The sequence below is a fragment of the Haloferula sp. BvORR071 genome (genome assembly GCF_000739615.1).
Taxonomy (GTDB): Bacteria; Verrucomicrobiota; Verrucomicrobiia; order Verrucomicrobiales; family Akkermansiaceae; genus Haloferula.
In genome coordinates, this window is record NZ_BATP01000022.1 from 352996 (window position 1) to 375147 (window position 22152).

A 22152-nucleotide genomic window follows, 5' to 3' on the forward strand; every position below is an offset into this window, starting at 1 on the left:
CCCCACTCACCCACCCGCCCTTACATCATGGATCACCTCCTTGTCCGTGACGCGCGTACGCGTCTCGGCTCCCTGAGTCGTCTTCTTTTCGCTCTCGCCGGATGCTGTAGCGCCCTGGGGGCGGCGACGAGCACCGGTCCAAGCGGGAATGGCAGCCCGGCGGACCACATGCAGCCCGGCCTGGTGCTGCGCCACATCCTCCTGATGGAAGGCATGTATCCCAGCCGCGGCGAGGGCTACCCCGGCACTCCCCCAGAGGGCGGAAGCTATCTGGGCGAGATCCGCATGTACGCCGGCGGCACCGTCTTCAATGACAACAGATGCCCCGAGGCCGCCGGACAGATCAAGTCGATCCAGCAGTATACCGCCGTCTTCTCGCTCCTTGGCACCTACTACGGGGGCAATGGCATCCAGAACTTCGCGCTGCCCGATCTTCGCGGTGCGCGGCCAATCCCAGTTGGACAAGGGCAGACCCTCTCCCTGATCGATATCGGCGAAAAGGTGGGCGCGGAAAAGGTAGGCCTAGTTCCGGCCAACCTGCCTTCCCACCGCCACCAGTTCCACTACATGAACGTGGATTCGACCGGCTCGGGCGTGGGTCTTGAGAACCGCCAGCCCGGAGTCGGGGTAAGATACCTGATCAATGCCAGCGGCGAGCTCCGCATGTTCGCCGGAAACTTCACACCGGAAGGCTGGGCCTTCGCCGAAGGGCAGCTCCTGCCGATCGAACAATATCCGGAGCTCTACGCCACCCTCGGCACCACCTGGGGCGGCGACGGCCAATCGACCTTTGCTCTGCCCGACCTGCGTGGTCGGGTGCCGGTGGGGGCAGGCAACGGCCCGGGCCTGACGCCGCGAGTGCTGGGCGACCGCTTCGGCAGCGAGACCACCACGCTCAACACCAGCAATCTCCCCCCTCACGATCATACCTATGAGGGGAGTGCCACCAGCTCCACTTACTCCCTTCCTGCCGGTTTCAGCACCGTGGAGCCGTCAGCCGCCGTGCAATTCGGCGTCACGATGGAGGGCATTTATCCTTCCGAAAACGGCGGCTTCCAATACGGCATGCCCGTGTTCGGTGAGATCGTGATGTATGCTGGCACGGTGCTTCCGGAGCACGTGCTGCCCGCCGATGGCCGGCTGCTGCCGATCGCCGAAAACGAAGCTCTCTTCAGTTTGCTGGGCACGACCTACGGCGGCAACGGTGAGACCACCTTCGCGCTGCCGGACTTGCGCGGACGCACTCCACTCGGGCGCGGCACTGGCAGCGGCCTGACCCCGCGGGTGCTCGGCCAGCAAGTCGGCGCGGAGACCCATGCCCTTGCCGCGGCGGAACTGCCCCCGCACCAGCATTCGGTTTCCCAGACGCCGGCCACGATCAATAACCCGAGCTTCGAGGCGGACAACTTCACGGTCTATCCCGGCTACTCCTCCGGAAACGGCGGCTCGATCAGCGGCTGGTTCTGGTCCGGGCAAGCCGGGCTCAACCCCTCGAACGGTTCGCCATTCGCCAACAACGGTGCCGTCCCGAATGGCAGTAAGGTCGCCTTCCTGCAGAGCAACAACCTGATTCCCTGCTCGCTCGCCACCACCGTGGTCGGCCTGACTCCAGGCACGACCTACACTGTGAGCTTCCGCGCGAACTGCCGCGACTACAACGGCAACCAACCCGCGCCGACCTGGTCGATCAACAATGGTGCTCAAGGCCCATCGCTTCCCTTCACGGCGTCCCCCTTCAAAGGCGGCACCAATCCCTACTACAGCGTCAGCGGCAGCTTCACCGCCTCCGCCACCTATGCGGACATCGTGGTGAGCAACCAATCGATACTGGATAGCGCGGTGCTGCTGGATGATTTCAAGATCACAGCCGCGAGTTCACCTCCATGGAGTGTGACGCGCTGGGACAACGACGCGACTTCCGGTATCTACAATGTTCCCGGCGCTTGGGCTTATGCGCTGGGAAACTCCTTGGGCGGCATCGTGAATAACTTGATTGTCGGCGGGCAGTTCAATGTGAATCCGCAGATTCCCGGTCGTCTGAAGATCAATGGATTCACCAGCCGGGTGGAGTCCGACTTCACGATTCCAGGCAACGCCGGCGGCTCGGAACTCGGCAAGAGCTTCCATTACGGCGCGACCAACGGCAGCATCACCCTGGAAGGCCTGCTGCCGGGCTCGAGCTACCGGCTGCTGTTCTTCGGCGCGGGCTTTGATACTGATCAACTGCGCCTCAGCACCTTCGCGGCCGACAACGACTCCTGTGCCGTGGACGAAAATCGCTACGGCTTGGATCAGGGCGTACTGATCCAGCACAACTTTACGGCGGACTCCGCAACCCGGGTGGTCCAACTGCAGGCCCACAATCCGGGTTCGACCTTCCATCTCTACGGCATTGCCCTGATCCCGGACGACCCGCAGATGTCGGTGGAACTCGTCAACAACACGCCCTTGCCCGCACTCGTGGACTTCGGTTTCGTGGAGTATCCCCTTCCCTCCGCCACGATCCAAGCCTTCGTCCGCAACCGCGGTCTCAAGCCCCTGCTGGTCGATGCCATCAACTTGGGTGGAGGCAACACCTCGCGTTTCGAAGTGCAGCCCGCCACGGCGGCAACCATCTTGCCCGGGGACAGCCGCGCCATCACTCTCAAGTATCTCGCATCCAACGGCGGGCCTGCGCAGGCGACGATGGCAATCACGAGCAACGACCCCACTTTCGCGACTGGAAATTTCACCCTCAAAGGCGACAGCGCGGTCACCTACGCGTATTGGAAGGCAACGGAATTCCCGGGGAATCCCGCCAACTCCGGAGCCAGCGCCGATCCCGACGGGGATGGCATCCCGAACCAGTTGGAGTATGCCTTCCGCAGCAATCCGAAGGGCGCCAACCTCTCGCCGGTCGAACTGCCCTCCACCGTGGCCGGTGGCACGCGGCGCTTCACCTTTCCCTACCTCCTCCTCGCTGGAGACATCACCTACACCCTGCAACGCAGCACCGATCTCTCCGCTTGGACGGACGTGTATACCTACAAGCGGGTCCCCGGCGGCACGCCGCTCATCTCAGGGGTAAGCGGCTCCGCAAACAGCAGCACGCAGACGATCGAGGTGAATGTTCCAGATGGAGCCCTCTTCGAAGGCGCGAACTTCTGGCGAGTGAAGGTGGCGCCCTAACAGAACACCCGAGGCCTATCACCCTCGCCACTCCGCGAGCACCCGCAGGAATGCCGGCAAGTAGCGCTGCGCCTTGGCTTCGCCGATCCCCGGCACGGCCAGACCTTCCTCGACATCCACCGGGCGATAGCGGCACAGCGCTTCCAAGGTCTTGTTGCTGAAGACCACGTAAGGCGGCACGTCATCACGGTCCGCCAAGGTCTGGCGGACGTCCCGCAGCAGTGAGTAGAGCTTCGAGTCGAAGCCCAGGTCCTTCAATTCGTGGCCAGCCGTGACCGGCGCGGTGGAAGGCCAGACCAAACGGAACTTCGCCTTGCCGAGCATCGCGTTCTCGCCGCGCTCGGTGAGCGTCAGCAGCGGGAACTCACCCACTTCCACCCGTAGCAAGCCTGCATCCTGTAGCGAGCGCATCAGGCCGTTCACGTAGCCGGTGCCCTGGGTCTTCAACAGGCCATAGGTGCTCAGCTTGTCGAGGCCACCGGCCAGGATTTCCTGCGAGCGGCTGCCACAGAGCATCTGCACGATCTTACCGCGGCCGAACTTGCCTTCCCAACCGAAGCCCGTTTTGCGCGACATCCGCGCCACACCACTCAGCGCCTTGCGGACCACCATGTCTTCCTCAAGCGTGGGGGCACGCTGCTCGCCGCCGCCGTTCTCGCGGCACATGTCGCAGTTCCCGCAGGTCTCGGCATTCTCCTCGCCGAAATACTCCAAAATCCACTGCTGGCGGCAGGTCCGCGCATAGCAGAGGGCGACCATCGACTTCAGCTTCTCGCGGTCGCGGCGGTCTTTTTCTTCCAGCGCGGCATCGTCGAGCTCCAGGGCGCGGGCGAAGACATCCGGGCGCTTCAGCCGCGTGCCACGTTGCCGCTTGCCGGGCACGTCGAAGCGCTCGATGTAGCCGGAGCGTCCCAGCGCCGCGAGCGCGCTGCTCACCGCCATCGGGTTTTTCACCTCGGCGCCCTCGGTGATATCCTCAATGCTACGATGAACCTCGTACTCCTTGTCCGCCTGGTTGAGGAGATACTGGTAAACCTGCCGGATCACCGAGGCCCCGGGATTCGCACCATCGATGAAGAACTCCTGGGTCCGCGTGTCTGCGTAGTTGAAAAGCAGCTCGCAGTGCGCCGCCTCGCCATCACGACCGGCGCGGCCAGCCTCCTGGTAGTAGGCCTCGATGCTCCCCGGCACCTCGAAGTGGATCACGAAGCGCACATCCGAGCGGTCGATCCCCATGCCGAAAGCATTCGTCGCCACCGCGATGTCCGCCTTGCGCTGGAGGAAGATGTTCTGGGCATCCTCGCGCTCCTTGTCACTCATCCCGCCGTGGTAGGCGATCGAGCGGGCACCCCAAGACGCGAGGTTCTCCGCGACTTCCTCCACCTTCTTGCGGGTGGCGCAGTAGATGATCCCGGTCTTGTGGACCCTCACGATATCCCGGATCCGGTCGTACTTCTGCTGCTTCTTCTCGACCTGGGTGATCGCCAGCGAAAGGTTGGGCCGCGCGAAACCGCTGACCACCTCAAAGGCGTCCTTCAGCTTCAGCACCTCGAGAATGTCCGCACGCACGATCGGCGTGGCGGTGGCCGTCAGTGCCACACACTGCGGCCGTCCGATCTTGTCGAGCGCCTTGCCCAGCCGCAGGTAGTCCGGCCGGAAGTCGTGACCCCACTGGCTCAAGCAGTGGGCTTCATCAACCGCGAAAAGAGAGACCTCCACGCCCTGCAGCGCATTCAGGAAGGACTCCGCGCGGAAGCGCTCCGGTGCCACATAGACCAGCTTCCACTTGCCGGTGCGCATCCCGTCCAGCCGTTCCTTCTGCTCCGGCCACGGGACCGTGGAATTGATCAGCGTCGCGGGAATCCCCTTCGCCACCAGCGCATCCACCTGATCCTTCATCAGCGCGATCAGGGGCGAGACCACCAGGGTCACGCCCTCGAAGCACAGCGCCGGAAGCTGGTAGCACAGTGACTTGCCGCCGCCGGTCGGCATCACCACCAGGCCATCAAGCCCGGAGGTGATCTGCTCGATCACGCGGTCCTGCCCGTCCAGAAACCCACTGTGCCCGAAATGCTTCTGCAGCGCTTCGAGCGGGGTCTGGATCAGGCGCTTGGTCGGCGCGGCCGGCACTTGTTCAGATGAACTCATTTTTAACCTTCGGTCAAGCCGCAGGGAATGCGCGGCTAGCCCCACTTCCAAGGCCAATCTCCGGTGAAAAATCCATGAAGGCCGCCTTGGCTCCGGATTCTACTGGCAGGAATTTTCGCCCCGGCATTTCTGGAGTTATGCGAAAGATTGGCATTCCGGCCTTGTGCGTTCTCTTGGGTTGCACGGGCGGATATTTCCTCGGCAGTGCGGGGAAGACTGCTGCGGAAGCCAATGGCTCCAAGGCACCGGCCAGTTCCCGCACGGAATCCCGTGAAGCCCGCGGCACGGACCGAATCATCCCTCCGGCCACCTCGCTCGAGGATCTGAAAGCTCTGCTCAAGACCGGCCGCTCCCGCATCACCGAGGCACGAGTCACGCTCGCTCTGGAGAACGTGCCGCCCCAGCAACTCTCCAGCCTCGCCACCGAGATGCGCGAATACTACCGCACCCACCCTGGCTACGACTTCGTGCAGACCCAGTTGCTGGGCTCGGTGATGGGGGCTTGGGCGGACCGGGATCCGGATGCGGCGCTCGCCTTCGTCCGCGATTCGCCCTCGAAGATCTTCCGCAACATGGCAGACGATTCGATCTTCCGCGTGCTGGCCGAAGCCAATCCGGAGGATGCAATCGCGCGCGCCAAGCAACTCAGCTCTCCGGCAGAGCGCCTGAACGCACTCGGCGCCGCGGCATGGGCGATGGTCAAGAAAGACCCAAGGGAAGGACTGCGCCTCTTCGGCGACATCAAGGAGCTGCCGGGCCACATGCGGATGCTGATGCTCGAGCAAGTCGCCAACACTTCGCCCGAGGAAGCCGTGGCCGCCTTGGCCAAGGTCTCCCCCACCGAGCGCGACAACTTCTGGAATAGCGAGGGTGTTTTCACCGCATGGGCGGCGAATGATCCGGAGGCCGTCCTGAAGTGGGCAGAAACCGCGACCGATCTGGACATGAAGAACTCGGCCTTGCGCGCCGCCTGCCGTCGCATGGCCAGCGACGACCCCGCCGCCGCGCTCGCGAAGATCGACGGCATGCCCGCACACCTCCGCGGCCAGTTGATCGGCGGGGTGATGGCCACCTGGGCGGACCGGGATTTCAACGGGGCCTTGGCCGCGGCCGGCGCGATGAGCAAGCCCGCCGAACGCGAGCAGGCGATGGCGGCAATCGTCGATCGCATGGATTGGAGTGATCCGGGCCAAACTTCGAAAGTCGTCCTCGCGATGCCGAAGGGCAATGCCCGCACCTCAGCGCTCGAAAACCTGAGCTACAGCCTGCGCTGGCAATCGCCCTCCGAGGCCGACGCGGTGCTGGCCCAGTTCGAAGGCGTGGAGCATTCAATCCTCGCCGGTAGCCTCGCCGGGACCATGGTTGCGGATGATCCGGAGGGCGCGATCAAGCTTTTCAACTCCATCCCCTCCACCCTGCGGGACGAGGACAAGCTGCAAACTTTCGTGTGGTCGCTGGCGCGGCATGATCCGGAGAAGGCGCTCGAATTCGCCACCTCGCTCAGCTCGGCGAACGAACGCAGCCAGGCGGTCCGCCAAGCCATTCAGCAGATGGCGGTGCTCTCTCCCCAGGATGCCGTGAAGCAGCTGAGCTCATTCAAGGACGCGAACGACCGTCAGCAGGCGATGGTGGCGCTCGCGGAAACCTGGGGCTCGAACGATCCGGAGGCCGCCCTGAAATGGGCCGAGTCGCTTTCCGGCGACGAACAGACCACGGCGCTCGCCAAGCTCCTGCCCGCCCGCGCCAAGAACGACCCCGCCGAAGCCTCTGCACGCCTGCAATCCTTGCTGGAAAACCCCGGCAGTGCCTCAGGCTCCGCGCTGCAATCGGCCACTGCGGATCTGGCCACGGAATGGGCTGGCCGCGATCCCCAACAAACCGCGGCATGGGTCGGACGCTTGCCTGCGGGAACCGCCGCGGAATCCGGTGCCACAGCACTGGTCACCAACTGGAGTAGCCACGATCCCGCCGCAGCCGCCAACTGGATCGCCAGCCTGCCGGACGGTGGCGTGAAGGACGCGGCGATCCAACCGCTGGTCGGAGCGATCCTTCAGAACGATCCCGACAACGCCTTCTCCTGGGGCCTCTCGATCCAAGACCCCACCAAGCGCGCCGAGGTGATGGCAGGGACCATCCGCCAATGGAATACCAACGACGGGGAAGCCGTGCGCGTGGCGATCCAAAGGGCCGACCTCAATGACGAGGAGCGGGCGACCTACGAGAAACTACTGCATTAAGCTGCGTCTCTGTGCCATTTGCACGATCGCGTATCTGCGAAGGTGCGACATGCGCAGCCAAACTGGTGTTCGAGTAGCGCTGCAATAAGCACATAAACAACTAGCCGCCAATGCCTTGAAAGGCGTTGCAAACGGACTTGTGCCGACCCGGCACTAGCTTTGCTCAGTGATTCTCACCATGAGAATCATGCTCTACCTAATCGGCTTCCTGATCTTTCTCGGAGCTATCTGCTACGCCGCCACCTTGTTTGGCGCTCCCGCCCTCTATGTGGGCATCGGTGCCGCAGCCATTTTAGGCATCGGCCTGATGGGCGCAGCGCGGACCGGGTCACGCCGCGCAATCGGCGACGACACGGCCACCACCGTTATCAACAAGGTCGATTAACCTTTAACCCAAACACTACCATGAAAACAATCCTGAGCTTTATCGCGATTGCCACCTTGGCAAGCTTCACCAGCTGCACCTATGTGGAACCCACCCCGACCGCCGGCCCGACCAGCACCACACGTGATACCACCACCACTGCCACCGACTACAATACCGGTGAATCGGTGACGACCCACAAGCGGACTACCCACTATCCTGCTGAATAAGCAGGAAGAGAGCCGAAATCCGAAGCCAGCGGGCCGGGTTGCATCACGCAGCCCTGCCCGCTAGTTTTTTTCCACCACTCGCCATGGGCAGCAGCCCAACCCCGCACGACAAACCGGCCGCCCTGACGTTCACCCGATCAAATCGCCGATCGACCCAAACTCCGGCGTGAACAGACGCTTGTACATCCGCGCAGCATAACCATCGGTCATGCCCGCCAAGAAGTCACATACCAGCCGCGCCTTCTTCTCCTCGCTGTCGGCCTGCGCGATCTCATTCGCCGCATCCTCCGGCAACAACTGGAAGTCCTGTCCGTCGATCTCGCTGCCGGTCACATAGCGGCGCAGCAGCACATCCCACAAGGAGTGCAGCAGGTGATTGCCCTTGTGCTCAAGTTGCTTCAATTGCGGCGAAAGGAAGACCAGCTCGAAGGCCATCTTCTTGAAGAGCTTGGACTCCGCCTTCACCTCTTCCTTCACCTTCAGGCGGAAGCGGTAGCGATTGCTCGCGCCGCTCAGGAAATTCACGTCCGACCCCAGCGACGCCGCCTGGATGTAGCGCCCGATGCGCTTGCCTACGAAGGGATCCACCCGGCGCTTGCGGATCGCCGTGACAAAATCCCCCAAAGGCGTGCCTTCGCCGGCATCGATGCCATTCTTCTCCGCCCAGCCCTCGATCCGCTCGATCCTCAGGAAGCCGGCACGGACGCTGTCCGCCAGGTCATTCAGCGAATAAGCGGTGTCGTCCGCCCAGTCCATGATCTGGCACTCGATCGACTTGAAGCTATCGCGGTCCTTGCCCGGTGGCAGCTCGGCGGGGAAGTCGTTCCCCCCCATCGCCCAATCCAGCCAACCGTGCTGGAAGTCATAGAGGAAATGGTGCTCCGGCAGCTTGCCGCCGTTACCCGTCTTCAGCTCGGTCCACAGGGATTTATATTTCAGCACCGCATCCATGAAGGCGCGAGTCGGATCCATCCCCGTGCGCCGCACTGAGAAAATCCTCTCGGTCAGCAGCCGCAGCGTCTGCGCATTGCCCTCGAAGCCGCCGTACGGAGCCATCAGGTAATTCAGCGTCCGCTCCCCGGCATGACCGAAGGGCGGGTGCCCGAGGTCATGCGCAAGACAAGCCGCCTCCACCAGATCCGGGTCGATGTAAAAATCCTCCGCCAGCGGCTCGCCGGTGTGTTTCAGCCAGTGGCAGATCGAGCGCCCGATCTGCGCCACCTCCAGCGAATGCGTCAGCCGCGTGCGGTAGAAGTCATACTCCCCGCTCCAGAAGACCTGCGTCTTGTTCTGCAGCCGCCGGAAGGTCGGCGTGTGCAGGATCCGGTCGCGGTCGATCTGAAAGGGCGTGCGGAAGTCCCCGTCGTCGGACTTGCCGGAAAATCGCTCGGTATCGAAGGCGCCGTAGAAGCGGTTGGGCATCAGCGCAGAGCTTAGGAATCGCGCCGGGCATGGCCAGCGCCAATCGTCCGGGCGATGAAAGCCGGACCGGCTTGGCGGCTTATTGATAAATCCATGCGTTCCCTGCTTCCTTGCTACATCTTCCTCCTCGCGGGTCTGGGGCCGCATGCAGGCGCAGAGGTCCTGACAGCGCCTCCGAATCTCACCCTGCTCTCAAGCCCGCTCTCCCCGCGGGTAGCCTTCGATGCGGTGCAGCGTGGGAAGCAACTCAGCGTCTCGATTGAGGTAGAGTCCTTCGCCAAGGAGACCCCGGAACTAGGCCTCGGTCTCGCGGGCGATCACGGCAAGATCCTGCTAGGTGGGAAGGATGCCAAACTCACCCGCAGGGATCTCGATCCGGCAGGCGGCCCGGCGACCACCCGCTGGACCTTCAACATCCCGGAGGCGAGCTTGATCAACGGCCCGAAGGGTTGGCAGCAGCTTCGCATGGGCCTCGCGGTCGAATGGCCCGGCGGGCCGCTGGGACAAGCGCGGCAGCGCGAGCGCTTCCTACACCTCCATCCCGCGGCGGCCCATGCGGGACTGGCACTCGACCCGGCAGAGTGGCGGCCGCTCGATCTGAAAGAGCGCGCACGCCTGGCGGAGGATCACAGCCTGGAAATCGCCATCGATTTCCAACAGCCCATCGACGGTAAGGCCACGCTGGTGATCGAAAATGAAGCCGGCCAACGCGTGAAGAACTTGGTCTCCGGCCAGACATTTTCCAAGGGCCCGCACCGCATCGTCTGGGATGGCCTCGATGAAAATGGCAACGTCGCCGCACCCGGTGAATACCGCTGGCGCGCCATTTCACATCCCGGCCTGAAGCCGGTGCATGCCATGGATTTCTGCGATGGCCCGGGCTCGAACCACGGCACCTTCCAAGCGGCAGCGACCAACGGTTCATCGCTCTTCTTCGGTTCGCCGGTGGCAGAAGGCGGATACGAGATCGTCGAACTGGCCGCGGACGGCAGCTTCATCCGCGGCTTCAATCCACCGCATGGCCATGGCTTGGGTGCGATCGCCCTCGCAGCGGATGAGAACTACCTCTACGCCGCTCACGATGGACTCGCATGGGGTGAGCATATCGATCGATCAAAGGCGGATTGGAAGGAGACCCGCACGGTCAGCCTGATGCGTATCGACCTGAAGACGGGAGTTGTCGCGGACTTCGCGGACAAACAAAGGCACGCCACGCTGTGGAAGTATGAGGCAGGGCCAGGCTCCAACTGGAAATCCGCTGCGGACTTCTCACTCGCGGGCATGGCACTCGCCGGCGGGCAACTCTTCCTCGCTGATCGCGGCACCGGAAAGCTGCGGATCGTCTCGCCCACGACCGCGAAGCTCGAGCGCGAGTTTCCCCTTGAGGCACCCGAGGCTCTCGCGTCCTTCGGGGAATCCCTGTTCACCATTGCAAAGGGCCAGCTCTCGCGGATCGATCCCAAGTCCGGCAAGCTTTCCGCCATCACCAAGATCGGCGGCAAGCCGAGCGGCTTGGTCGCAGCGGAAGATAGCACCTTTTTCGTCAGCGACCGCGAGGCGAACGTCGTGCAGATCTTCGGTGCATTGAGACAGCGCTCGCAGCTCATCGGCAAACCGGGCGGAATCGAGCCGGGGCCCTACGATCCGCTGAAACTCCAAAACCCCGCTGGCCTCGTCGCGCTCGACGGCAAGCTCTGGATCACGGAGCGCGACCGCTGGCAACCGAAGCGGCTCGCCGCCTTCGACATCGCGAACGGCGCTGTGGTGCAGCAGTACTTCGGCCCGACCAACTACGGGGCACAAGGCGCGGGCTTCGACCCGCTCGATCCAACCCGCTGGATCGGTCAAGGTGCTCTCTGGAAACTCGACTTCGCGGCGCACACCGCAACTCCCACCTCCATTCTCGGCGGCAAGAGCGGCCGCCGCCATAGTTTCTACCGGCAGGGTGGCCGCACCTTCATCCTCAGCTCCGGCAAGGCGACTTGGATTCAAGAGCTGCTCGACGACGGCACGCTCCATCCACGCGCCTGCATCTCCTCCGCGCACCAGTTCTCCTACGACAACGACTGGCGGCCGCCTCAGGCCTTCATCGATGCCTTCCACCGCGACTATCCCAATGTCCCCTACGGCGGCAGCCAGAATGGCAGCATCGACGACGGTAAACCTAACCATGGCTACGGTATGCTTTGGGTGGACCGCAACGGTAACGAGACGATGGAAGCGGAGGAAATCGAGTTCGCCACCGCCGCCAGCAACTTCGCCGGTGCAGGCTGGAGTCATGACTTCCACGACCTGACCTTGCGCGTGCCCGCGGAACGCGAGGGCAAGCCGGTGATGGTCACGCTCAAGCCGGATGGCTGGTGGCCCGGCGATGCCCCGCGCTACCCCGCGCTGAACGATGCCGTGCGCGCCGCGGTCCCTATCGATCTGCCCGGCAGCACGATGGTCGAGAGCATCACCGACAGCGCCGGCAACATGGTGGTGAATTCCGATCCCTCCATGCGCTGCTTCGCCCCGGATGGCAGCCTGCGCTGGAGCTACCCGAACCGCTGGAGCAACGTCCACGGCTCGCACAAGGCCCCTCTACCCTCCACCGGCGAGCTGCAAGGTTCGCTCTTCTACAGCGGCATGGCCCCGCTCGATGACAAGTCGGACGTCATGCTCATCAACGGCAACCATGGCCGCGCCTTCGTGATGAGCAGCGACGGACTCTACCTCGACGAGATGTTCCCGGATGTCCGGATGATGAACAATGCACAAGCCACCGGCGTCGGCATCCTCGGCGGCGAGTGCTTCGGCGGCACCTTCGGGAAGGCCAATGATGGCTGCTACTACTTCCAGGGCGGCGGCATCGCCTACCGCATCTATCGGGTGGAAGGCCTGAACCAAACCCAACGCGCCGCGGGCAAGATCAGCGTCAGCGGGCCGCAGGCACTCGCGGCGGCGAGAAACCAAGCGCGCAAGGTCGCCGACAGCAGCGAACCCGCCACCGTGAAGATTTCCCGCGGCAAAGATCCCAACATCATCGCCGCGAAATGGGAGCGCGAGGGCCAATTCCCGGTGACCGTGAAAGCTTCCCAAGACGGTACGCTACTATACCTCCAGTATGAAGTCGCCGATTCCTCTCCCTGGATCAACCAGGGCAAGGACTGGCAGGCGCTTTTCAAGACTGGAGATAGCATCGACTTCCAGCTCGGCACCAATCCAGCGGCGGACCCAAAACGCAGCGGCCCGGCACCCGGCGACCTCCGCCTCCTGATCGCACCTATGGGGGATGAAAATCTCGCCGTGCTCTACCGCCACCGCCTGCCCGGCGCCCCGGCGACGGAGGCCGTGAACTTCCAGAGCCCATGGCGGAGCGAGAAGGTCGACTCCGTGCGCCGTCTCGATTTCGCCAAGATCGAAGTCCAGCGCGGTGGCGATGGCTATAAACTCAAGCTCAGCGTGCCGCTCGCCGACCTCGGCCTCAGCAACCCCACTGGCCTCATCCTCCGCGGCGACTTCGGCGTGATCTACGGCGACCCCGCGGGCAGCATCAATACCTTCCGCAACTACCACGCCAACCGCGCCACCGGCCTGGTGAACGATGTACCCGGCGAGATCATGCTCAGCCCGGACCAGTGGGGCGAGATCCGCTTCGAACCATGAAAGCCCTCGCAATCTTCATCACCCTCCTGTCTCCCCTCGCCGCGGAGACTTTGCACTGCAGCGGCGTGCTGGGTAATTCCGGCGAGCAGGGCGCTGCACTCGTGCGCTTCGCGGCAAAGCCCGCCAGCGGCATGGGCGTGGTTTACGATGCCAGCGGCTCGCTCTGGGACCGTGCCGGCGACGGCCAGCTCAATCGCTATGCCGCAGACGGGCGTCTGCTAGCCTCCTATCCCCTGCCACCCGGCGGGGCTGCGAATGAACGCGACCAGATCGCCCAAGGTCCCGTTGGCTTACTGATCAAGGTCGGCAGAAAACTCTACCTCTTGGCGAACGATGCGGCATCCGGCACTGCTCCACAGCCTCTATCGGTAGAAGCCAATCGCCTGTCCGCCAACCATCACGAAGGCTGGTTCGCCGCCGCCCTCGACAAGTCCGTATTCCTCGTCAATTCCGCCGGAGAAACCAAGCCGGTCGCCACGCTCGATGACAATGTCACCGACATTGCGATTGGACCGGACGACGGGATCTATGTCTCGTCCAATGGCGAGATCCGGAGAGTCGATTCATTCGCTCCAGCAGACCGCCGTGGCCCTTGGCCCAGCCCCGGCGACCGCGCCCAGTGGCTAGCCGGCGCATGGTTCGGCTCGGCATGGCACGGGACCCTGCGCCGCTTCGATGCCCAATTGCAGCCCGATCCCGGCGTGGTTCTTGGCGGTGCCTCGGGCTCATTCATCGGCTACGTCCCCGGCAATCACGAGCTCAACGACGCCCGCGGCCTTGCCCAAGTGCGCGGTCAGCTCTTCGCCGCGTCCGGCTCGGAGGGCATCCTCCATCTGCTGGAGTGGCAGCCTGCCGCCCGGCGCTTCAGCATCCTGCGCCGGATCGGCGCGGTGCCCACCTGTAGCGCGCTTGCGATGGATGGCAGCGGGCGCATCTGGTTCTACAGCGGCTTCTGGGAATGGAGCGACGCGCCGGATACCCCGCTGCGCCACAGCGTGCCACCGCCGCAATCGCCCGGCTTCGCGGGAGCGATCGGACTTCCCGGCGGGAACATCGCCGCCCCGGGCATCCGCTGGGGAAAGCCCTCCCTCTATTATGGCAAGGGCGATGGCCCGGCCTCCCTCTCGGAAGACATTCCTCTACCTAGGGACGCCATCGCCTGCACCCTGACCACCGCAAAGGACCGGCCCGCCCTGCTAGTCACGGACGACAAGGGCACCGGCCGCCTGCTCCTCATCAACAGCGAGGGAAAATACGAAGGCGATGGCGGCCCCTCCGAACTCCCCGGTATCACCACCCTCACCAGCCTGACTTACCACGGCAACGAAATCCTAGCCGCTACGGCAAACAGCATCGTCCGCTTCACTCCGCAGGATTCCGGCTTCCGCGAAACCGCGCGCTGGAACTCTTGGGGCGATAGCCCCGCCGACCATTTCGGGGAAAGCATCCACGCTACTGCGGACTCCGGCCGTCTCTGGGTCTCCGATAGCACTCGCCACCGGGTCCTCTGCTTCGACGCCGCCAGCCGCAAGCTCCTCGGCAGCTTCGGAACACCCGACCAAGCCGGAACCAGCCTCTCGCAGCTCGACCGCCCCACCACCATCGCCGCCCGCGGTGATCACGCGGTGGTCTTCGACTCCGGCAACCAGCGGCTGATCAAACTGGAGCTGAGCGAGTAACATTCACCGGATTTTCATGAAACCCCCTGAGAGAAATGCGGTTTTTCCAGCGTTTCCGCATAAATATTCCCCGCCGCCTCGTTTTTGGCGGAAAATCGGTTTTGATCCCACCTCCCCGTTCCGTTCGCCCGCTATGAACAATACCAATCCCTTCAAGCGCCTCTTCTTCTGGCTCTCCGGGGCAGGCACCGAGACCCTCGAGCAATGCCCGAATTGGGAACAGCGCAAGTATGTCGCCTTCGGCGCGACCGTGCTGGTGCCCTGCGCCTTCGCATTCATCGCCTGCTCCTACGCGCTCTCGACCCTCACGGAGAATCCGAAGGTCATCTACGGAGTCGCCGCGGTCTGGGCCTTCATCATCCTGACCATCGACCGCGCCCTGCTGGCCGGCTACCGCCCCTTCCTCCCTTGGTGGCGGAAGCTCTCGCAGTTCTCCCTGCGCCTCGTGGTTGCGATCCTCATGGGCCTGACCATCGCCCACCCGCTGGTTTTGCTACTCTTCCGCGACACCATCCAGACCGTCGTCGAGGAAGACCGCTCGAAGGAAATCGCCGCCGAGCGTGACAAGTTCACCGTGACCAAGGACGCCGCCCGCGGCGAGATCACCAAGCTTGAGGAAGCGATCGAGACCCAGCGCGAGAAGCGCAAGGAAACCTTCCAAGCCAAGTTCATCATCCAGGAACGCGAGGACGCGCAGGCCGCGATCCCCGGCCTGACCCCGGAGCAGCAGGCCGAACTCAAGGCCGCCACCGACGAGGCCACCAAGCCCTTCCGCGACCGCCTCGACAACGTCAACAAGCAGTCCGACGAACTCACCCCGCAGTATGCCAAGCTTCAGGAAGAGCTCGGCTTCTGGCAGGCGGAATTCGAGCGCGAGCTGAATGGCCAGCGCTCCGGCATCCGTGGCGAAGGCCCCCGCGCCCGCTCGATCCGTGCTGATCAGCTCGAACCACGCCGTACGGAGTCACAGCGCATCGGCGGTCTGCTGGAACACCTCACCAGCGAGAAGGCCACGCTCCAAACCCAGGTCCGCCAAGCGGAAAAGGGTGCGATCGCTTCCTTCCAGACCAAGCTCGCCGAAATCGCCGCCGCCAACAAGGCCGAGGAAAATCGCGTGAATGCCCTCAAGCGCAAGGTCGAGGAAAGCCAGGCCGACTCCTTCACCGAGCAGCAGAACACCCTCCGAGCCTCAATCGACCAACAGGTCAACATCCGCCTCGCCGAGCTCAAGCGCGCCCAGGACGAACTCGCCACCGTGGCTGCTGACGAGCGCGCCCGTATCGAGGCGATCCAAGCCGAACCGCGCAAGGACATCCTGACCCAGACCCTCGCCCTGCACGGTATCTTCAAGGCCGGCAGCGAGGCCGGTATGTTCGCATTCTCCACCTACATCGTCCTGACCCTGCTCTTCATGCTGGTGGATACCATCCCGCTGGTCGTGAAGTTCTTCACCAAGCCGGGCCCCTACGACACCCTGCTCGACCGCGACGAGATCACCTACGATGCCGAGCACAAGGCCTTCCGCACCAGCCACCAGCGCTACATGGAAAAGGTCGCCGCCGGCAATCTCTTCGCCGTCACTCGCAACAAGCGCCTCGAGAACGCGCTGGTCGATGGAGTCGAACATTCCCGTGCCGCACAGGAGTTTCTCGATTCCCTGATCCACATGGAGAAGTCCTTCGCCGAGAAAATCCGTCTGGAGCAGGAGGAAGCCCGCCACGCCGGCCCGGAAAAACTCGCCGCGCTGGAAGCGATCAAGAAGCGCTTCTACGAGGACATGCAGCACCGCATGGAGGTCTTCTTCGCCGGGCAGTCGGCGTGAAAGGCAGAATCAATGAGCAGGGGTGCTGAGGTGGATCAGGACGGCATGCCGCTCATGTGGACCAGCTCCCAGCGGTGGCCGTCCAGGTCCTGGAAGCTGTGCTGCAGCATGAAGCCGTAGTCCTTCGGCTCGGCATAGGTGCAGCCACCGGCGGCCACCGCCTTGCGGACGAGGGACTCGACCTCGTCCCGGCTCTCGCAGCTCAGGCAGATCAGCACCTCGACAGCCTTCGTGGCATCGCAAATCTCGATCTCCTTCGGGATGAAGTCACGGATCTTGGGATGGGTGAGCAGCATCACGTGGATGTGCTCGCTGATCACCACGCAGGCGGCGGTGTCGTCGCTGAACTGTTCGTTGCAGGAGTAGCCCAGCGCTTCGAAGAAGGCACGGGACTTGGGCAGGTTGGCGACGGGCAAGTTGACGAATATCTGGCTGTTCATGGTATTGTGGAGTGGAATCGGAAGCTGGAAACGAGCGTCCGATAAGGAGACGAACCGGGCATGCCGAAAAAGACAGGCCGCGCGGGATTTTGTTAGGTGATTTTTTCTGTCATGCCAGCGTAGAGCAGATACTCAACGCTTGCCTCTCTTCGGCTTCGCCCTTGACCAAATCAAGACGCCGGAAATCGCGACCGCCATGCTGAGCCAAGGAAGCCACGCCGGCAGCTCAATGAAGGTGTAAGACCCGCCCCCGAAGGTCGGCACCGAGTGGAACTTCACCAGCCAGCTATGGCTCTCCGGTGCTGGGCCTTCGCCATACGGGAACAAGGAACTCGCCATCACTGCCGCCATGCCTGCGATGGACAGCAGCATGAGCCCAAGTCCGAGAGTTTGCATCGGTGTCCATTTCCACATGACCGCGGAATCTGGTCAGCTCCGATCCGGATATCAATCTCGCCCCTCTCCCTCTTTGACTCCCCGCCTTTCCCGAAAACCGTGGAATGTGCTTTTCCTGTCCCACGCTTTCCACACCAGAACGTCGCGTCCATGACAAATGATTGCTGCGTCTGGAATTTCCCGCTACAAGGGGAGAGCCATGTACCCCCGGACCCTCCCTCTGGTGGCCCTGATCTGCCTTTGTCGCGCGGAAGAAGCCGAAACGAAGCGCAGCCCTCAGGAGTGGAAGGAACAACTCTCCGCCACCTACGCCAAGCACTCGGGCTTCAAGGCCGGTTACGAGGCCCGGGGAAAGCGGAGTAGTCTCACCGCCACTCTGGCTTGGGACCGAGCTGGAGATGCGGTGCTGCAACTCCAAGGCGTCGCGGATGACAAGCCCTTTGGTGCGCGCTGCTGGAACCTGGACGAATCCGCCTTTCTCGAAAGCGATGGCCAGCTTTGGGTGGACACAAAGATCGGCAAAATCGTGCAGCGGTTCACAGAGCTGTCCCGCCAATTGGACCTGAGCGGCGATGCCAAGCCGCCGCTCACCCTTGCATTCATGCCACGGCTCCTGCTGGCCGAAGACGGCTTGAACGCAGGATTACAGGTGTACGACGCCGCACTGCCGCCGTGGGGTTTCGATGTGATGGGCTCCACCGCCGTGGATGTCGACGAGCAGGAGGTGGTCTTCCACACCACCGGATCCGGCAAGATCAGCGTGAGCCGCAAGACCGGGATGATGACCAAGCAGGAGATCATGAGTAAGAAGGGAGAGAAGCATGAACTCATCATTTCCTCCCTGGAGATGGACCTCGGACGCGAAGCCGTCGTGGAAATCCGCCGTGATTGGAGTACCGAGGGAGCCAAGGAGTTCGATCTCAAGCCTCTGGCCCAAGCCGCCCCCCTGCTGGTTTTTCAACCGATCGTTGCGGAGGTGGATAGTGGCCAAGCCACTCCCGAAAAGCTCAAGGAAGTACTGGCTGCCAAGTCCGGCTACTTGCGAAGCCTGCTCCGGATCTATGTGGACCCTTGGAAAGATCTGTCTGCCGAGGACCAGGCGCAGTGGAAGGAGATTGTCTTGGAGGCGAAGAAAGAACTCGGGTTGAAGGAGAAGCCCGACATCCCGGCGATGAAGGCCCAGCTCAGCGACTACCTAGCGAAGCTCCCCGGCCAATCCTCCGAGGAACTGTGGAACGCGATCTTCGGCAAAGGCTTCGATGAGCTTGCCAAGCCCGCCACCGACAAGGGCCGGGAAGCGAGGAAGCTCATCGCCGAAGCGGTCGCACGCGCTTACTCGGAAGCTGAGGCCGAGCAGCGGGTGGAGGATCTGTGGTAAGCCACCTTGCCTACTTCTCCCCGGACGGCACCGGAATCTCCTTCTCCAGCGCCAGCGGCACTACCTTCATCGGAAAGCCATCCTTGTCCCACTCCAGCTTCTGCACCCGGGTGCTCCGGCCGCGGTAGGTGTATTCCTTGGAAGTCTTCCCGTGATAGGCGATCCAATCATCCTTTCCGTCCGGCGACTTGAAGAAGCTGTGGTGCCCGGGCCCGAAGACATTCGCGGCGTCATTGCGCTCCAGCAGCGGGTTTTCCTCCTGCGTCCATGAGGCCGGCTTCAGCGGATCCTTGTCATCTGGCATCCACAGGTAGCCCACCTTGTAGTCCGGCTTGCCGGTATCGCAAGCGGAGTAGGTCAGGAACAAGCGCTTGCCGTGCTTCAGCACGTACGGACCTTCTCTTACTTCCTCGCAGCCGAAGCCGGAGGCCGGGATCATCACCCGCTCGCCCTCCAGCGTGAAAGGATCCTTCATCCGCGAGATGAACAAGCGGTGTCCCGGATGGCCCGCCCACATGAAGTAATATTTCCCCGCGTTCTCAAAGACGGTCCCGTCGATGGCATAAAACTCATCCTTGGGATCGGTCTTGATCTGCTTCGCTTCGCCGTAGGGCCCCAGGATGCTCTTCGTTTTGCTCTCCGCCACGAACATCCGGTGCTTCACATCCTCGCCATCCGTCTTGGTGAAGTAGCAGTACCACTTCGGCCCGAGACGCGTCGGCAATTGGTGGAACTCCGCAGCCCAGACGCCGATTCCCTTCTCCCACACCGTCACCGGCTTCGCATCCTTCAGACCGCCGATCGTCTTCGCGCTCCACATCCGCACCCGGTCACCCTGCGTTGTACTGAGATGATATTGGCCCTCGAAATATCCCAGCCACGGATCGGCCGAGGGATTGATCGGATTGCGAAAGGTCGCCGGATCGGCGGCCATCGCGCCGCCAGCCAGTGCCCAGGCAGCGAGGGTGAGGAGCTTCATCATGGCAGTATAAACCACCGGGATGGAGAATCCTCCCACCCCAACGTGTCAGCACACCGGGTGCCCACTGGGTGCGCCGACTTTAGTCGGCAAGTTGTGGCCGGACGGCTTCTTCACACGGATATTGCTGGTCCTTCTGGCCGACCAAAGTCGGCGCACCCAGTGGGCAACAGCTGAATTGGACACTCATCCAAACCCAAACCACCGCCATTCAGACTCGCCCATCCCGCCACACCAAACCACCCTCAGCCCATGAGCGCCTACACTTCCCTCGAAGCCCTACTCTACGACGCCTTCTGGGCGGAGGAAGGCGAGGCCGCCGAGCTGCCCTTCATGGAGCAAGTCCTCCACGAGCATCCCGGTCTCTCGCTGGAAGTCGGCTGTGGCTCCGGCCGCCTGCTGCTCCCGCTTCTCACCAAGGGCCACCAAGTCGAGGGTCTCGAACTCTCCCCCGACATGCTCGAGCTCTGCCGCAAGGCCGCGTCAGATCTCTCCCTCGCCCCCGTGCTCCACGAGGGCGACATGATGAACTTCGACCCGGGTACCCGCTACGCCTCCCTGCTCCTGCCCGCCTTCACCCTACAGCTCGCAAGCGATCCGGCTGCCGCACTCGCCCACTTCCACAAGCTGCTGGCACCCGGCGGCGTCATCTACATCAGCGTCTTCATCCCCTTCGCCGAGCTGCACAAGGAGCTGCCCGAAGATCAGTGGTACGAGGATCATCGTATCCCGTGGACCGAAGGCCGCAGCGGTGTCCTCGAAACCCGCCACCGACTCCAGCGCAAGGAGCGCATCCTCGAACGCGAGCACCGCTACCGTATCGTCGACAAGGACGGCCAGGTGGAGGCCGAGCACCTCTCCAAGCAGACCCTGCGCTGGTTCACCGCCCGACAGCTCCACGGCCTACTCATGAAGGCGGGCTTCGAGCCCCTCCACGCCCTCGCCGACTTCGACCCCGAAGTCCCGGTCGACGAGGAAGCGCAGATCATCACCCTAGTAGCGCAGGCCCGGCCCTCGTAGCGGAACGGCGCAGCCGTTCCGCTACTTGATTTCCCGCCCTTGCGCGCTCTCCAAAATCCACCATCCTCCCCCCATGCGTTTCGCCCACGGCCACCTCGCCTACTGCACGAATATCCACCCCGCCGAGGACTGGAGCAGCACCTTCCAGGCGATTTCGACCCACGCCCTGAAGGTCCGCGACCTGGTCGTGCCGGATGAGGCCTTCGCCATCGGCCTGCGCCTCTCCGCCAAGGCCGCCTCCGAGCTACTCCGAGGCGATACCCTGCCCGAGTTCAAGGACTGGCTCGCCGCCAAGAACGCCTACGTTTTCACCATCAATGGCTTCCCTTACGGTGACTTCCGCGCCGGCAGCACCGTGAAGCGCAATGTCTTCCGCCCCGACTGGACCGATCCCGCGCGACAGGAATACACCAAGGAGCTTTTCACCATCATCTCCGAGCTGGTCCCCCATGGCATTGAGGGCTCCGTCTCCACCCTCCCCGGCTCCTTCAAGGAATTCAATGCCGACGAGGAAGTGATCCGCAAGCAGCTCATCGAGCTGGCCACCTTCGTCGAGGCCCTCAGCGAGGTCTCCGACCGCGACCTCCACCTCGGCATGGAGCCTGAGCCTCTTGGACATTTCGAAAACAGCGTCGAGACCTTGCGATTCTTCGACCGCCTGCTCGACGACGCTCCCGACCACGACCTCATCAAGCGCCGCATCGGCATCAATTACGACTGCTGCCACTTCGCGCTTCAGTATGAGAATGCCCGCGAGTCCCTGGCCGCCCTGCGCGGCGAGGCCCTGCGCATCTCGAAGATCCACCTTTCCGCCGCTCTTGCGCTCGACCCGCGCATCCCGGAGGCCGTGGAAGCCGTGAGCAAGTTCCAGGAACCCACCTTTCTCCACCAAGTCCTGGCCCGACATCCAGACGGCCGCATTGATCGCTACCCAGATCTTCCCGAAGGCCTCGCCTCACTCGACACCGCGGATGGCAGGGACGCCGAGCAATGGCGCGTCCACTTCCACATCCCGCTCGATGCCGAGCCCGCGGAGCCGCTCAAGAGCACCCGCCAACTCTCGCTTGATGCCCTGCGCCTCGCCCAAGAGATCCCCGGCCTCTGCCAGCACTGGGAGATCGAGACCTACACCTGGGGCGTGCTTCCCGGTACCTTGCAACGTCCGGTGGAAGAACAGATCGCCGGCGAATACCGCTGGGTCCTCGCCGGAGCTTGAGTTAA

General features: G+C 63.2%; 15 protein-coding genes. 10 read left to right on the plus strand and 5 right to left on the minus strand.

The genetic code is table 11. The features are described from left to right. The first annotated feature begins 27 nt into the window (after nucleotides 1-27). Nucleotides 28-3168, plus strand: coding sequence for a tail fiber protein (locus BV071_RS32845; RefSeq protein WP_265594348.1), 3141 nt, complete (start codon nucleotides 28-30; stop codon nucleotides 3166-3168). 18 nt (nucleotides 3169-3186) lie between these two features. Here BV071_RS32845 and BV071_RS11655 read toward each other — a convergent pair whose 3' ends face one another. After that, nucleotides 3187-5316, minus strand: coding sequence for an ATP-dependent DNA helicase RecQ (locus BV071_RS11655; protein ID WP_052573167.1), 2130 nt, complete (start codon nucleotides 5314-5316; stop codon nucleotides 3187-3189). Between the two features lie 137 nt (nucleotides 5317-5453). Between BV071_RS11655 and BV071_RS11660 the strand changes: the two genes are divergently transcribed. The 3 genes from BV071_RS11660 (at nucleotide 5454) to BV071_RS11670 (ending at nucleotide 8147) form a co-directional block, all read left to right on the plus strand. Then, nucleotides 5454-7553, plus strand: a complete 2100-nt coding sequence (locus tag BV071_RS11660) for a hypothetical protein (protein WP_035606698.1) — start codon at nucleotides 5454-5456, stop codon at nucleotides 7551-7553. A gap of 187 nt (nucleotides 7554-7740) precedes the next feature. Continuing rightward, nucleotides 7741-7938, plus strand: a complete 198-nt coding sequence (locus BV071_RS11665; protein ID WP_265594349.1) for a hypothetical protein — start codon at nucleotides 7741-7743, stop codon at nucleotides 7936-7938. Between the two features lie 20 nt (nucleotides 7939-7958). Next, the gene (locus BV071_RS11670; RefSeq protein ID WP_035606701.1) at nucleotides 7959-8147 is read left to right on the plus strand and encodes a hypothetical protein; all 189 of its coding nucleotides are present in this window, start codon (nucleotides 7959-7961) and stop codon (nucleotides 8145-8147) included. Between the two features lie 129 nt (nucleotides 8148-8276). Here BV071_RS11670 and dgt read toward each other — a convergent pair whose 3' ends face one another. After that, nucleotides 8277-9569, minus strand: coding sequence for a dGTP triphosphohydrolase (gene dgt, locus BV071_RS11675; RefSeq protein WP_035606704.1), 1293 nt, complete (start codon nucleotides 9567-9569; stop codon nucleotides 8277-8279). Between the two features lie 93 nt (nucleotides 9570-9662). On the opposite strand from dgt, the gene BV071_RS11680 reads away from it, so the two are divergent. The 3 genes from BV071_RS11680 to BV071_RS11690 all read left to right on the plus strand — a co-directional run bounded on the left by BV071_RS11680 (nucleotide 9663) and on the right by BV071_RS11690 (nucleotide 16718). Continuing rightward, nucleotides 9663-13217: a FlgD immunoglobulin-like domain containing protein gene (locus BV071_RS11680; RefSeq protein ID WP_052573169.1), complete on the plus strand. Its 3555-nt coding sequence runs from the start codon at nucleotides 9663-9665 to the stop codon at nucleotides 13215-13217. After that, on the plus strand, nucleotides 13214-14896 hold the full coding sequence (locus BV071_RS11685; RefSeq protein ID WP_035606707.1) for a hypothetical protein: 1683 nt from the start codon (nucleotides 13214-13216) through the stop codon (nucleotides 14894-14896). Before BV071_RS11680 ends, BV071_RS11685 begins: the two co-directional genes overlap by 4 nt. Before the next feature lie 133 nt (nucleotides 14897-15029). Beyond that, nucleotides 15030-16718 (plus strand): DUF4407 domain-containing protein, encoded by a 1689-nt coding sequence (locus tag BV071_RS11690; RefSeq protein ID WP_035606710.1) that lies wholly within the window; start codon nucleotides 15030-15032, stop codon nucleotides 16716-16718. Nucleotides 16719-16753: 35 nt separating this feature from the next. On the opposite strand, the gene BV071_RS11695 is transcribed toward BV071_RS11690, so the two are convergent. Both BV071_RS11695 and BV071_RS11700 read right to left on the minus strand, forming a co-directional pair. Continuing rightward, nucleotides 16754-17158 carry a VOC family protein gene (locus BV071_RS11695; RefSeq protein WP_035606712.1) on the minus strand — a complete coding sequence of 135 codons (405 nt, stop codon included), beginning with the start codon at nucleotides 17156-17158 and terminating at the stop codon, nucleotides 16754-16756. Nucleotides 17159-17290: 132 nt separating this feature from the next. Further along, the gene (locus tag BV071_RS11700; RefSeq protein ID WP_265594350.1) at nucleotides 17291-17530 is read right to left on the minus strand and encodes a hypothetical protein; all 240 of its coding nucleotides are present in this window, start codon (nucleotides 17528-17530) and stop codon (nucleotides 17291-17293) included. Between the two features lie 223 nt (nucleotides 17531-17753). Between BV071_RS11700 and BV071_RS11705 the strand changes: the two genes are divergently transcribed. After that, nucleotides 17754-18932 (plus strand): hypothetical protein, encoded by a 1179-nt coding sequence (locus BV071_RS11705; protein ID WP_035606718.1) that lies wholly within the window; start codon nucleotides 17754-17756, stop codon nucleotides 18930-18932. 10 nt (nucleotides 18933-18942) lie between these two features. Here BV071_RS11705 and BV071_RS11710 read toward each other — a convergent pair whose 3' ends face one another. Next, complete coding sequence (locus BV071_RS11710; protein WP_052573170.1) at nucleotides 18943-19914, minus strand: glycoside hydrolase family 43 protein; 972 nt, start codon at nucleotides 19912-19914, stop codon at nucleotides 18943-18945. Between the two features lie 249 nt (nucleotides 19915-20163). On the opposite strand from BV071_RS11710, the gene BV071_RS32850 reads away from it, so the two are divergent. Both BV071_RS32850 and eboE read left to right on the plus strand, forming a co-directional pair. After that, nucleotides 20164-20931 (plus strand): class I SAM-dependent methyltransferase, encoded by a 768-nt coding sequence (locus BV071_RS32850; RefSeq protein WP_052573171.1) that lies wholly within the window; start codon nucleotides 20164-20166, stop codon nucleotides 20929-20931. 73 nt (nucleotides 20932-21004) lie between these two features. Next, nucleotides 21005-22147 (plus strand): metabolite traffic protein EboE, encoded by a 1143-nt coding sequence (gene eboE, locus BV071_RS11720; protein WP_035606726.1) that lies wholly within the window; start codon nucleotides 21005-21007, stop codon nucleotides 22145-22147. The last annotated feature ends 5 nt before the right edge of the window (nucleotides 22148-22152 follow it).

Excerpts from the sequence above, each read along its gene's own strand:
- BV071_RS32845 (WP_265594348.1), top strand. The coding sequence starts at position 28 with ATGGATCACCTCCTTGTCCGTGACGCGCGTACGCGTCTCGGCTCCCTG.
- BV071_RS11655 (WP_052573167.1), bottom strand. The coding sequence starts at position 5,316 with ATGAGTTCATCTGAACAAGTGCCGGCCGCGCCGACCAAGCGCCTGATC.
- BV071_RS11660 (WP_035606698.1), top strand. The coding sequence starts at position 5,454 with ATGCGAAAGATTGGCATTCCGGCCTTGTGCGTTCTCTTGGGTTGCACG.
- BV071_RS11665 (WP_265594349.1), top strand. The coding sequence starts at position 7,741 with ATGCTCTACCTAATCGGCTTCCTGATCTTTCTCGGAGCTATCTGCTAC.
- BV071_RS11670 (WP_035606701.1), top strand. The coding sequence starts at position 7,959 with ATGAAAACAATCCTGAGCTTTATCGCGATTGCCACCTTGGCAAGCTTC.
- dgt (WP_035606704.1), bottom strand. The coding sequence starts at position 9,569 with ATGCCCAACCGCTTCTACGGCGCCTTCGATACCGAGCGATTTTCCGGC.
- BV071_RS11680 (WP_052573169.1), top strand. The coding sequence starts at position 9,663 with ATGCGTTCCCTGCTTCCTTGCTACATCTTCCTCCTCGCGGGTCTGGGG.
- BV071_RS11685 (WP_035606707.1), top strand. The coding sequence starts at position 13,214 with ATGAAAGCCCTCGCAATCTTCATCACCCTCCTGTCTCCCCTCGCCGCG.
- BV071_RS11690 (WP_035606710.1), top strand. The coding sequence starts at position 15,030 with ATGAACAATACCAATCCCTTCAAGCGCCTCTTCTTCTGGCTCTCCGGG.
- BV071_RS11695 (WP_035606712.1), bottom strand. The coding sequence starts at position 17,158 with ATGAACAGCCAGATATTCGTCAACTTGCCCGTCGCCAACCTGCCCAAG.
- BV071_RS11700 (WP_265594350.1), bottom strand. The coding sequence starts at position 17,530 with ATGCTGCTGTCCATCGCAGGCATGGCGGCAGTGATGGCGAGTTCCTTG.
- BV071_RS11705 (WP_035606718.1), top strand. The coding sequence starts at position 17,754 with ATGTACCCCCGGACCCTCCCTCTGGTGGCCCTGATCTGCCTTTGTCGC.
- BV071_RS11710 (WP_052573170.1), bottom strand. The coding sequence starts at position 19,914 with ATGATGAAGCTCCTCACCCTCGCTGCCTGGGCACTGGCTGGCGGCGCG.
- BV071_RS32850 (WP_052573171.1), top strand. The coding sequence starts at position 20,164 with ATGAGCGCCTACACTTCCCTCGAAGCCCTACTCTACGACGCCTTCTGG.
- eboE (WP_035606726.1), top strand. The coding sequence starts at position 21,005 with ATGCGTTTCGCCCACGGCCACCTCGCCTACTGCACGAATATCCACCCC.